We start from the raw sequence: 12261 nt of genomic DNA, 5'->3' as shown, positions 1-12261 counted from the left end.
ACAGCGCACCCGACCGTAGGAGAGATCCGTGTCCACCGCCCTGCGACGCAGCAGCGCCGCACCCCCCGCCCCCGTGTCAGGACGGACTGCCGTCCCGCGACCCGCACGAGCGCGGGGAGCGTACAAAGGGCTGCTGTTCACCCTGCCCTTCCTGGCCGGCTTCCTGGCGACGTACGTCATCCCCATCGGCTACGCCATCTACCAGAGCCTCTACCAGAAGAAGAGCTCGGGCCTGGGCTTCGGCCCGACCCGGACGGTCTTCACCGGGCTGGCCAACTTCGCCGACACGTTCTCCGACGTCTCGTTCTGGTCGAGCATCGTCCGGGTGGTGCTGCTGGGGGCCGTGCAGATCCCGGTCATGCTCGGCATCTCGCTGCTGATGGCCCTGCTGCTGGACAGCGTGGCCGCCCGCGCGGTGCGGTTCTTCCGTTCCGCGCTGCTGATTCCCTACGTCATCCCCACCGTGGTCTCCACCCTGATCTGGCTTTTCCTCTACAGCCCGACCGGCAGCCCGATCCACGACGTGCTGGGCCGGGCCGGCGCCGACTTCGACTTCTTCGGCGGTGTCACCACCTACCTGGCGCTGGGCAACGTACTCACCTGGCAGGGCATCGGGTTCAACATGATCCTGATCTCCGCCGCGCTCCAGTCGCTGCCCCGCGAGATGTACGAGGCCGCGCACCTGGACGGCGCCGGGGAGTGGCGGATCGCCTGGTCGGTCAAGGTGCCCAACATCACCGGAATCCTGGTCCTGACCGGCATGTTCTCGGTCATCGCCCGGCTCCAGCTCTTCGGTGAACCACTGATCCTGCGCCAGGTGGCACCGGAGTCGATCAACACCGACTTCACCCCGATGCTCACCATCTACTACAAGGCCTTCCAGACCGGCGAGTACCAGTACGCCGCCGCCCAGTCGCTGATCCTGGCCCTGGTCACCGGCGTGCTCGCCCTCGCCTACTTCCGCTTCACGAACCGGGGGGCCAAGTGAGCACCGCCACCACCATCAAGTCCCCGATGGCCCCGAGCCTGCGGGCGAAGATCGTCACGACCGGTCTGCTGGTCCTGTTCGTGCTGTACTCCCTGGCGCCGACCTGGTTCCTGCTGGTCTCCAGCACCAAGAACCAGACCGACCTCTACTCCACCTTCGGCCTGTGGTTCTCCGCCAACCACTTCACGGACAACCTGCACGACATCTGGGTCTACCACGACCACCTGTTCGTCCGCTGGATCGGCAACTCGATCCTCTACTCCGGCGTCGGCGCGCTCGGCTCCACGCTGATCTCGGTCGCGGCCGGCTACGGCCTGGCGAAGTTCGACTTCAGGGGCCGGGGCGCGATCTTCGGCACGATCGTGGGCGCCTCCCTGCTGCCCGGCACTCTGCTGGCCCTGCCGCTGTACCTGCTGTTCGCCCAGATCGGACTGACCAACACCGTCTGGTCGGTGCTGATCCCGTACTTCGTCAACCCCTTCGGCGTGTACCTCGGCAAGGTCTACGCCGACAGCTCGGTGCCGGCCGAACTGCTGGAGGCGGCCCGCATCGACGGCGCGGGCGAGCTGCGGATCTTCCGGTCGATCTCGCTGAAGCTGATGACCACGGGGGCCATCACCATCTTCATGCTCGACTTCGTCGGCATCTGGAACAACTTCTTCCTCCCCCTGTTCATGCTCAACGGCGAACGCTCCTTCCCCGTCACCCTCGGCCTGTTCGCGTGGGAGAAGCAGTCCCAGTCCGGCATCAACATGAACACCCTGGTCCTCACCGGGTCGCTGCTGTCGATCATCCCGCTCGCCGTCTTCATGTTCGCGCTGCAGAAGTACTGGCGCAGCGGCGTGCTGGTCGGCAGCGTCAAGTAGCTCTCGCCCGGCCGGGCTTCACCCCGAACCGCCTGACGAAAGGCACAGCCATGTCCACAGCCCCACGACGGCGTGAGGTACTGAAGTACGCGGGATCCACCGGTATCGCCGTGGCCGGCATCGGCTGGCTCGGAGCACCGCCCGCCGCGGCGACGCCCACCGCCGCCGCGGGCTCGGGGAACGCAACGGCGAGCGCCTGCAAGCCCCTTGACGTCGTCGTCTTCGGTGACACGGATTCCGAGAGCGCTCACCACCTCGAAGCCACCCTGTCCGACACGGTCACCGGTGGCCTCGGCCAGAGGGCGCGCGTCCTCAGACCGGCCGACACGGCCTCGTACTGGGGCGGAACGCTCACCTTCGACGTCAAGGTCAGCCCCACCGGCACCACCTACGTGACGGTCCGGCTCTGGGGCGACGACCACGACCCCACCGCCACCGAGGCGGGCTTCGGCTCCAACAACTGGCGGCTCCAGCTCTTCTGCGAGGGCCTCCAGATCGGCTACCAGGACGAGGGCGCCGTCGACAGCCTCGACATCCTCGACACCTCGCCCCGCACCCCGGGCCGCTTCTTCTTCCACACCCTGCCGCTGCCGGAGAAGCTCACCGCGGGCAAGGAGACAGTGAGCCTGGAGATCCGCTCGATGGGCCGCATCTGGTCCTACGGCCAGAACCAGGCGCAGTTGTACCGCGACCAGACCACGCCCTCGCGTGGCATCTACCGCCTCTACACCCACACCGATCCCTGCTTCGTCGCGCCCAGGGGCGAGGTCCAGGGTGCGGCTCCGGTGCCCGTGGCGCGTACCACCGGCGCGGAGGTGCTCGATGCCGTCAAGGCCCGGGTCCAGAAGGAACAGACGAATTACCTGACCACCGCCACTCCCGCCGCTATGGACGGCTGGGCGATGCAGTCGCTCGCCGAGGGCTATCTGTGGTCCGGCAGCCCCGCCTATCAGCAGGACGCCGCCGTCGAGCGCGTCCTACAGGCGATCGACGGCCGTTATATGGCCTGGCAGTCCGACGCGACCGTACTCACCGGCTCGGACCAGCAGTGGCAGGGCTTCGGCCGGGTCGGGCTGTGCCTGGACCTGCTCTGGGAGCACCTCGGTGACCGGCTCGACGCGAAGGTCACCGGCTCCCCGTACGAGATAGCCAACGCCGGCTTCGAGGACGGCGGCGCCACTCCCACCTCCTGGGCCGTGCCGAGCTGGGCCTCCGGCGGTGGCGGCACCTGGGCCCGTGACACCACGGTCTCGCGCACCGGCTCGGCCTCCCTCAAACTCACCGCCACAGCCGCGAGCGGCTACAGCTACGTCTACTCCACCCCCAGGACCAAGGTCGGCTCCGGCACCTACACCTACGGCGCCTGGATCAGGACCGACGGCGTCACCGGCCTCGGCGCCCACATCGACCCGCTGTTCTTCGACGCGAGCGGCACTCTGGTCGGCAGCGACCACAAGGTGTTCTCGACCACCGGCACCCATGACTGGGAGTACGTCTCCGTCGACCTGGCGACCCCGAGCGGCGCCACCCAGATGGAGCTCCACCTGCGCCTGACCGGCCCTGGCAGCGCCTGGTTCGACTCCGTCACCCTCGTCAAGCCCACCGAACTGCGCAATCCCGGCTTCGAGAGCGGCGGCGCCACCCCCGACCACTGGGCCAAGCCCAACTGGGCCACCAGTGGTGGCGGCACCTGGGCCCGTGACACCACCGTCTCCCGCTCCGGCTCCGCTTCCCTGAAGCTCACCGCGACCGCCTCCGCCGGCTACAGCTACGTCTACGCCACCCCCAGGATCCAGGTCGGTTCGGGCACCTACACCTATGGCGCGTGGATCAGGACCGACGGCGTCACCGGCCTCGGCGCCCACATCGACCCGCTGTTCTACAACGCGAGCGGCAGCCTGGTCGGGAGCGACCACAAGCAGTACGCCGCCACCGGCACCCATGACTGGGAGTACGTCTCCCTCGACATCGCGACCCCCGACGGCGCCACCCAGGTCGAGTTCCATCTGCGCCTGGCCGGCCCCGGCAGCGCCTGGTTCGACGACATCGATCTCATCGCTCCGGCCGCCGAAGCCGAAGAACAGCCGGTGCGTCGGGCGGCGTACAAGACGATGCTGCGGACCAGCCGCGACTACTGGCGGCAGCACTTCCCGCACTACTCCAACCAGGCCCAGATCTGCGCCATCGGCATCTATCAGGCCAACCGCGGCCTGGGGCTGCTCGACCCGGACCTCGCCCTGCCGGAGGCCAAGGCCCGCGACTACCTGTACCAGTCCATCGGCATGGTGCCCTACCTCGGCCCCGAGGACGCGGACGGCAACCCGGCCAAGCCGCTGGGCGCCGACTACTACCAGGTCACCAAGGCCGGTCTGACCCGCGAGCTGGGCTACGTCGGCAGCTACGGCGAGGTCACCGACTGGCTGGTCATGATGTACGAATCGGTGACCCGGGGCTATGGCGGCCAGGACGCCCCCGAACTGCGCAAGCAGATGATCAAGATGGTCAAGGCGCGCGGCCGGTTCCGGGTCGTGGACGTGGACGGCGACAACGCCCGGGTCTCCCGGACCGAGACGGTCATCGGCTGGCGCAACGAGGTCTACCCCGGCGCGATCGCCTACGCCTCCCGTACCGCCTGGGACTCCCACCCGCTGATGTCCGCCGCTGTCTTCAAGGACCCCGACCTCGTCGGCTGGACCCAGGAGATGGTGGACGACGGCCAGCTCTACCCGCAGCTCCAGCTGATCGCCACCTACAACTGGACCCGGGTCGGCCTCAACGCACTGCGCCTGGTCTCCCGCGACTGGGACGAATTCCAGACGCTCGCCGCCCGCCCGGGCCGGCTGCCCACCGGCTGGGACAGCCCCGACTTCGTCTTCACCGACGAGGAGAACGGCGCCGTCGCGATCAAGCACGGCCAGGAGGTGCTCTTCGCCTCGCTCTACTGGCGGGCCCGCCAGGGCGTCAACAACTACGCCCGCGTCCACCACGTCACCCCCGTCGACCAGCGGTCGGCGACGATCCGCCAGCACTCGGCGGGCACCACCGACGACACCTTCACCGCCCGCGACTGGATCCTGTGGGACTACGCCATCAACGACCCGGGCGCCGGCGGGCTCCCGCCCGGCGGTTTCCCCCCGCCCGGCGACACCCTCCACCAGTCCCAGGAGGGCGACGTCTACCACCTCGCCCCCGTGCCGGCCGACGTCCCCGACCCCACCCTCGGCGTCCACTTCGACGGCGTGGAGACCATGCTCGTCGGCCGCGCACCCTTCTACTACTGCGAGTACGGCGACTACCTGATCGCCATGAACACCAGCACCGACAAGGTCTTCACCCTCCCCGCCCGCCAGGACTTCGGCCCCGCCCGCGACCTGGCCACCGGCAGGACCATCGGCGCCGGCGTCCGCCCCAAGGTCGGTCCGCGCAGCACGCTCGTCCTCCACCGGATCTGACCGCTGTCCCACCCCGTTCCCCTCGTCCCGTTCCCTTCACCGCACTCAGCGTCGAGTCGACAAGGAACCCCATGAACGAGCCGCAGAGTTTCCCGCCCCCTCGCACCTCCGAACTCCTGGCCCCCGCCGACCCGTACGGCCCCTCCGCCCCGCCCAGTCGGCGCCGCCTGCTGAAGCTCACCGCGATCGGCGCCGGCGTGGCCGGGATCGCGGGCGCCGCAGGGCTGGCGGGGGCGACGAGTGCCGCCGCCGTCACCTCGGGTCTGACCTCGCTGACCCACCCCGGCGTGCTGCACAGCCTCGCCGACCTCAACCGGATGCGTACCAAGGTCGCCGCCGGAGCCTCACCCTGGATCGAGGGCTACAACGTCTTCGCGGCCGACTTCTTCTCGCGGTCCTCGTACGTGGTCGCGGGCGGCCGGGCGACCGTCACCCGGGGCACCAGCCCGGAAGACGGCAACATCGACCTCTGGTACGACTGCAACGCCGCGTACCAGAACGCCGTCATGTGGTACATCACCCAGGACACCGCCCATGCCTACAAGGCGCTGGAAATCATCAAGTCCTGGACCAACGCACTCCAGACCATCAACGGCGCGGACGCCGAACTCGCCGCCGGAATCTACGGCGCCAAGCTGGCCGCCGCCGTCGAGATCATGCACTACACCGGCCCGGCGGGCAGTTGGTCGCTCTCCGAACTCGCGGCCACCGTCGCGATGTTCCAGAACATCTTCGTGCCGCTCATCAACATCTACGGCGACGGCGGCTACGGCCTGATGGGGCTCAAGGGCATGATGCAGATCGCCGTGGCCTGCAACAACCTCACCCTATTCAACGACGCGTACAACGCGTTCTACACCAACGGCTGCTGCGGGCTGACCAAACTCGTCCAGTCCGGCACCGGTCAGTGCTGCGAGTCGGGCCGCGACCAGGCGCACACCCAGCTGATCCTGGGATCCCTCGCGGAGATCTGCCAGACCGGCTGGATCCAGGGCCTCGACATGTTCGGAGCGTCCAACTCACTGCTGCTGTCCGGCTTCGAGTACACGGCGAAGTACAACCTCGGCAACACCGTCGCCTACGACGCCACCTTCGGGCGGTGCAACTGGCACTGGTCCGCCATCTCCACCGACGGGCGTGGCACGTTCCGGCCCATCTACGAGATGGCGTACAACCACTACGTGAAACGGGCCGCCAAGTCCGCCCCCTACACCGCACAGGTGGCAGGCAACCTCCGGCCCGAGGGCGCGCCGTTCCAGTGCGACCATCCCGGCTTCGGCACCCTGCTGTTCTCCCTCTGAGCTCTGAACGGACCTCATGTGATCCACAACCCCGTCCTGCGCGGCTTCGAGCCCGACCCGGTGATCCTGCGCGTCGGCGACGAGGACTACTACATCGCCACCTCGACCTTCGAGTGGTACCCGGGAGTGCGTCTCCACCACTCCCGGGACCTGGTCAACTGGCGCGCGCTGGGCGGCGCGTTGGACAGCCGCAGGCTGCTCGACCTGTCTGGGGTCCCCGACTCCGGCGGGATCTGGGCACCGGGCCTGTCCTACGCCGACGGGCTGTTCCACCTGGTCTTCACAGTGGTGGACACCTACGCCGAGGGCTGGAAGGACCTGCCGAACCAGGTGACCACCGCGCCCTCGATCGAGGGCCCTTGGTCCGACCCCGTACCGCTGCACGGCCGGGGTTTCGACGTCTCGCTCTTCCACGACCGGGACGGCCGCAGTTGGCTACTGAACATGCGCTTCGACTGGCGCCCGGAGCACGACATGTTCGCCGGTATCGAGTTGCAGGAGTACGACCGCACCTCGCACAAACTCCTCGGGCAGCCCAGGACGATCACCGTCGGCACGGACGCCGGGGTCGCCGAGGGCCCGCACCTCTACCGCCGTGGCGACTGGTACTACCTCGTGCACGCCGAGGGCGGCACCGGCTACGAACACGGAGCGGCGGTCGCCCGCTCCCGCGACCTGTTCGGACCGTACGAGCCGGACCCCGCCGGGCCGTTGCTCACCTCTCGGCACGATCCGACGCTCGAACTCCAGAAGGCCGGCCACTGCTCGCTGGTCGAGACCCCTGCCGGCGAGTGGTATGCCGCCCACATCACCGCCCGCCCCTACACCGAGCGGGGCCGCTGCGTGCTCGGTCGGGAGACCGCGCTCCAGCCGGTGACCTGGACGGAGGAGGGCTGGCCGCGCATCGCGGGCGCTGTCCCCACGGTCACCGTCCCGGCGCCCGACCTACGGCCCGCGCCCTTCCCCACACCGCCCACGACCGACCACTTCGCCAGACCCATCCTCGGCCCCGACTGGTCCACCCTCCGCCGCCCCGCCGACCAGAACTGGCTCAGCCTCACCGAACGCCCCGGCCACCTGCGTATCCACGGCGGACAGTCACCCGTCGGCCGCCGGACCCCCAGCCTGGTCGCCCGCCGGGTCACAGCCCCGCGCTGCTCGTTCGAGACCCGGGTGACCTTCGACCCGCGCACGCCGGACCACCTGGCAGGCATCACCGCGTACTACAACACCCGCAACTGGCACTACCTGTACGTCACTTCGACCGACGACGGCAGCCCCGCCCTGCACGTCCTCAGCTGCGAACAGCGCACGCGCACCGCCCACCCCGTCCAAGTCCCCCTGCCCCCAGGCACGTCCGTCGTCCTGCGGGCCGAACTCGACCTCCCCGTACTGCACTTCGCCTACGACACCGGCGACGGACCCGTACCCCTCCCGCTGGAACTCGACGCCACCGTCCTGTCGGACGAGGCCGCCGACGAGTTCCACGACGGCCAACTACGGGTCCTCGGCTTCACCGGTGCGATGCTCGGCCTGTGGGTCCAAGACCTCGACGGGGCGGGCGTGCACGCCGACTTCGGCTACGCCACGTACCAGGCGGTGGCCGAATGACGACAACCGTGGACCTCTTCCACACCGTTCTCGACCCGGATCCCGCCGACCACTCGGACGCCAACACCCTTCTGCTGGTGCATGGTTGGGGTGGCGACGGCCTCGAATGGTCCCTGCACGCCGAGACGCTGGCCGCCGCCGGACACCGCGTGATCGTCCCCGACCTGCGCGGCCACGGCCGCTCGCCCGTCCCGGACGAGGACAACACCCCGGCGGCGATGACCCGGGACCTGACCGCACTGCTCACCCATCTGCGAACCGGGCCCGTCGTTGCCGTCGGCCACTCCATGGGCGGCCAGGTGGTGAACCTGCTCGCCGTCCACCACCCGGACCTCGTACGCTCCGTCGTCACCCTCGACCCCGCGCACGGAGCGCACGGAGCCGAACTCGACGAGATCCCGCGCCGCCTGACCGCGTACCGCGAGCAAGGATCCAGTGCCGCCGTGCCGCTGGTGGCCGGCGCCTTCTCCCCCACCGCCCCAGCCGGCCTGCGCACAGCGCGCATCCGCACCATGCTCGGCACCCCGGGCCATGTCATCGCCCAGGCCTACGCGGGCATGTACACCGACCCCGACGCGGTCGGCGTCCGCCCGCACAGCGAGACCTACCTGCGACGTCGCACCTGCCGCGCCCTGACAGTGTGGACATCAGCCGAAGCCGCCGACTGGGAACGCGGCACCCTACGGGCGCCCGGATCCCGCGTCGACCACTGGCCCGGCACCGGCCACTATCTGCACGAGGAACATCCTGAACGCACCGTCCGACTCATCGGGCAATGGACTGCGGGCAGGGCCGCGTACTGATGCCTCGTTCGACGAAAGACATGGGATTGGCCAGATCGCCCACCACCGCCGGGCTCAGCGGCGGAACTCCACCGCACCAAACGCACGAGGACGACGAACGAGAACAGCGAGCGGGGTGAAGCGGGGGCGCGAACAGGGGGAGCGAATGGGGGAGCCGACGCAGATCCGGTTCGAACTCAGCCATCCCGGTAGGGGTGCGCCCGGAGCCACTACTTGGAGGCGGCACCGACGAGCCCGTCAAGCCAGGCCTGGTGGCCGTTGAGCATCGGATTGGGGCGCTCGTCCGCCAGGGCTGCCGCGGGCTCGCCGATCTGGGTCTCCTGGGTGAGGATGCGGACCCTTCCGCGAGGCAGGTCCTCCACCAGCCAGGCGTGCAGGACGTCGAGTCGCTCGGCGGGCTTGCCGTCCTGCTTCGCCGTCCAGGACAGGCGGCCCGGGACGCCTTCGGACGGGGTCTGGAACTCGACCACGTGCGCGTCCAGAGGCGGAAAACCGAAGGTTCCGAAGCTGAACACGAGGTCGTCCTTCAGCTTCGGGCCCTCGCCATGCGGGAAGGAAATGTCGGCGACATTGTCGTAGTACGACTCCCAGGTGGAGGTGTCGGTCAGGTAGTGCCAGACCCGAGTGGCGGTGATGTCCTGGACGATCACCTCGTTGGAGACGAAGTTGTCCCCAGTGCCGGGGAGGTACTTCTCGGGCCAGTTGATCGCGTTCTGCGTGGTCACGGTGGGTGCCTTTCGGTAAGTGCGTTGGTAGGAAAGTTTCTTGAGCAGTTCTGCTGCGTCGTCGCCATTCGGGCGGTCCGTGGCCACTCGGCGACATTCATGACCGTAGGGTGGCACGCCATCCGATTGCCAATAGGGAATCCGATTCCCGCCATCGGAAGTCCGATGCGAAAAGTCGTTACGCTGGATGCCATGGAGAACCGGACCCACGCCACGGCCGATACCCCGGCGGCCGCTACGGGCAAGCAGTTGCCGCCGCACGCGGACCTCAATCTGCTGCGCACGTTTCTGGCCGTGCACCGTTCCGGGTCGTTCACGGCGGCGGCGCCACGGCTCGGGCTGTCCCAGCCGACCGTGACCGCGCAGATCCGCACACTGGAGCAGCAGACCGGGCGGGAGCTGTTCACCCGGCTGCCCCGCGGGGTGGAGCCGACCCCGTACGCGCATGAACTGGCCGGGCAGATCGCGGGTCCGTTGGACGCGCTGGCCACGCTGGAGGATGCGGGTGCCACGGCTGCGCCCGTGCACCTGGCCGGACCGTCGGAACTGCTCTGCGTCCGCGTCCTGCCCGCCCTCGTCCCGCTCGTCGCCGACGGCGCCGAGTTGCGCGTCACGCAGGGTCTGTCCGAGCCGTTGCTGGAGGAGATGCGGTCCGGCCGGCATGACCTGGTGATCACGACTCGGCGTCCGCGCGGCCGGGCGCTGGAGTCAGTGCCGCTCTCGGACGAGGAGTACCTGCTGGTCGCCAGTTCGGTCTGGGCCGAGCGCGTCGACGGGCGTCCCGAGGCGGATGAGCTGTGCGCCGCGCTGCGTGACGTCCCGATGGTGACGTACGCCGAGGACCTGCCGATCGTCCGCCGCTACTGGCGCAGTGTCTTCGGCAGGCAACTCACCGCCCGCGCCGCCGTCACCGTGCCCAATCTGTACGCGGTGCTGTCGGCGGTCAACGCGGGTGCCGGCTTCAGCGTGCTGCCCCGTTCGCTGTGCCAGGAGTACCTGGATTCCGGCCGCCTCGCGCTCCTGCACGATCCGGAGGAGCCGCCGCTGAACACGCTCTTCTTGGTCCAGCGGCCCGGCGCCGACACCAATCCCGCCGTGCGCCGCGTCCGCGACCGCCTCCGGCAGGCGGCCCGGGCCTGGTAGCCGGGCTCACTGGCCGTACCGCAGCCCGTGGACCAGCCCGCCGGGAAAGGTGTGACGGCTGACCTGGCACGGAAATTACACAGCAGTCCCGGCAGCGGTGTGGTTGCCCGCCGTGTTGTACGGGTTCGTCTACTGCCCATCCGCCCGGCTTCGGTGCGCACTCCAGCCGAGGAGGCTCAGCGTCACCACAGCCGGTTCGTGAAGCTGCCTGGGCCCGCCGCACGGCCAGGCAGCCTCGGATTCGGGAGCCGAGGCTCCGCTCAACCCGCGCGCGGAGTTCACACGCAACGTCAGCCTCTCCGTCGTGTCCGCCTCCGGCACCTCCGCCCATCGCCAGGAGACGGTAGTCACGGCGACGGACGTGCGGTGCTTCATCGGGATGCCCTCCCCACGGCGGACTCGTGCGCGGCGGCCGCGAGGTGGCTCAGTACCGAGGGGCGGTCGGGGATCGGCCGGACCGCGCCGTGCCCCGTGGTCGTCAGGGCCGCGGCCACCGCCGCGTAGCGTGCTGCCTCCACCGGCGAGGCACCCTCCACAAGCCGGGCGGCGAACGCACCGTCGAAGGTGTCACCCGCGCCGGACGCGTCCACGGCGGTCACCCGGTGCGGCGGGACGCGGGTCACCTCGCCGTCCTCGGCCACCAACGCCCCCTCCTCACCCAGCTTCAGGACAACCACCCTCGGGCCCCGGGCGCACAGTGCCCGCAGCACCGCTTCCGGGGACTGCTCCCCCGTGAGCATCCGTCCCTCGTCGAGATTGGGGAGCGCGACGTCGCACAACTCCAGACTGCGCAGGATGACGGCACGTGCGCGCTCCTGCGACCACAACGCGGGGCGGTGGTTGGGGTCGTAGGTGACCAACGTGCCGTGGGTACGGGCCACGGTCATGGCGTGGAACGCCGCGTCGCACACCGTCGGGCCGATCGCCTGCGTGATGCCGGTGACATGCAGCAACCGCGCCTGGGCTACGGCTTGTTCGGGAATGTCGTCCGGCGTCAGCCGGCTCGCGGGCGAGCCGGTCCGGTAGTACGTGAAAGCGTGTCCGGCCGGACTTCGGGCGATGAAGTAGATGCCCGTACGGCCGCCCGGCTCACGGGTCACATGCTCCGTGGCGACGCCCTCGCGCTCCCACAACCGCGTGAGCGCGGTACCGAACGCGTCGTCACCTATCCTCGCCACATAGCCGGCAAGGCCGCCTGAACGGGCCGCGGCCACAACGAAGTTGGACGTGTCACCGCCATAGCCCACGGTGAAGGACTCGGCGCGGTCCAGCGCCCCGTTCGCATCGGCGTTGAACTCAAGCATCGGCTCACCGACGGCGAGGATCTGTGCGGTGGCGGGTTCGGTGTCGGTGGGTGTCATGGCCTCGGGTT

General features: G+C 69.4%; 9 protein-coding genes. 7 read left to right on the top strand and 2 right to left on the bottom strand.

The annotated features are described in order from the left end of the window. Positions 1 to 28 precede the first annotated feature (28 nt). The 6 genes from ACIRRY_RS48665 to ACIRRY_RS48640 all read left to right on the top strand — a co-directional run bounded on the left by ACIRRY_RS48665 (position 29) and on the right by ACIRRY_RS48640 (position 9021). Positions 29 to 988, top strand: a complete 960-nt coding sequence (locus ACIRRY_RS48665; RefSeq protein ID WP_403986537.1) for a carbohydrate ABC transporter permease — start codon at positions 29 to 31, stop codon at positions 986 to 988. Positions 989 to 1014: 26 nt separating this feature from the next. Beyond that, the gene (locus ACIRRY_RS48660; RefSeq protein WP_403986634.1) at positions 1015 to 1854 is read left to right on the top strand and encodes a carbohydrate ABC transporter permease; all 840 of its coding nucleotides are present in this window, start codon (positions 1015 to 1017) and stop codon (positions 1852 to 1854) included. 50 nt (positions 1855 to 1904) lie between these two features. Further along, on the top strand, positions 1905 to 5306 hold the full coding sequence (locus ACIRRY_RS48655) for a Tat pathway signal sequence domain protein (RefSeq protein ID WP_403986535.1): 3402 nt from the start codon (positions 1905 to 1907) through the stop codon (positions 5304 to 5306). Between the two features lie 71 nt (positions 5307 to 5377). Beyond that, a complete protein-coding gene (locus ACIRRY_RS48650; RefSeq protein ID WP_403986532.1) occupies positions 5378 to 6607 on the top strand; it encodes a hypothetical protein in 1230 nt (409 codons plus the stop codon). An 18-nt stretch (positions 6608 to 6625) separates the two neighbouring features. Further along, complete coding sequence (locus tag ACIRRY_RS48645; RefSeq protein WP_403986529.1) at positions 6626 to 8218, top strand: glycoside hydrolase family 43 protein; 1593 nt, start codon at positions 6626 to 6628, stop codon at positions 8216 to 8218. After that, complete coding sequence (locus tag ACIRRY_RS48640; protein WP_403986526.1) at positions 8215 to 9021, top strand: alpha/beta fold hydrolase; 807 nt, start codon at positions 8215 to 8217, stop codon at positions 9019 to 9021. Before ACIRRY_RS48645 ends, ACIRRY_RS48640 begins: the two co-directional genes overlap by 4 nt. 209 nt (positions 9022 to 9230) lie before the next feature. Here the strand turns inward: ACIRRY_RS48640 and ACIRRY_RS48635 are convergent, their stop codons facing one another. Beyond that, a complete protein-coding gene (locus tag ACIRRY_RS48635; RefSeq protein ID WP_403986523.1) occupies positions 9231 to 9746 on the bottom strand; it encodes an SRPBCC domain-containing protein in 516 nt (171 codons plus the stop codon). A gap of 192 nt (positions 9747 to 9938) precedes the next feature. Between ACIRRY_RS48635 and ACIRRY_RS48630 the strand changes: the two genes are divergently transcribed. After that, positions 9939 to 10889 (top strand): LysR family transcriptional regulator, encoded by a 951-nt coding sequence (locus ACIRRY_RS48630; protein WP_403986520.1) that lies wholly within the window; start codon positions 9939 to 9941, stop codon positions 10887 to 10889. A gap of 371 nt (positions 10890 to 11260) precedes the next feature. On the opposite strand, the gene ACIRRY_RS48625 is transcribed toward ACIRRY_RS48630, so the two are convergent. Beyond that, on the bottom strand, positions 11261 to 12250 hold the full coding sequence (locus ACIRRY_RS48625) for a sugar kinase (RefSeq protein WP_403986517.1): 990 nt from the start codon (positions 12248 to 12250) through the stop codon (positions 11261 to 11263). Between the last annotated feature and the right edge of the window lie 11 nt (positions 12251 to 12261).

Source organism: Streptomyces sp. NPDC101776, from assembly GCF_044766845.1.
Classification (GTDB): Bacteria; Actinomycetota; Actinomycetes; order Streptomycetales; family Streptomycetaceae; genus Streptomyces.
This window is presented reverse-complemented; position numbering and strand designations above follow the sequence as displayed.

Coding starts and splice junctions, on each gene's coding strand:
- ACIRRY_RS48660 (WP_403986634.1), top strand. CDS start 1,015: ATGGCCCCGAGCCTGCGGGCGAAGATCGTCACGACCGGTCTGCTGGTC.
- ACIRRY_RS48655 (WP_403986535.1), top strand. CDS start 1,905: ATGTCCACAGCCCCACGACGGCGTGAGGTACTGAAGTACGCGGGATCC.
- ACIRRY_RS48650 (WP_403986532.1), top strand. CDS start 5,378: ATGAACGAGCCGCAGAGTTTCCCGCCCCCTCGCACCTCCGAACTCCTG.
- ACIRRY_RS48640 (WP_403986526.1), top strand. CDS start 8,215: ATGACGACAACCGTGGACCTCTTCCACACCGTTCTCGACCCGGATCCC.
- ACIRRY_RS48630 (WP_403986520.1), top strand. CDS start 9,939: ATGGAGAACCGGACCCACGCCACGGCCGATACCCCGGCGGCCGCTACG.
- ACIRRY_RS48625 (WP_403986517.1), bottom strand. CDS start 12,250: ATGACACCCACCGACACCGAACCCGCCACCGCACAGATCCTCGCCGTC.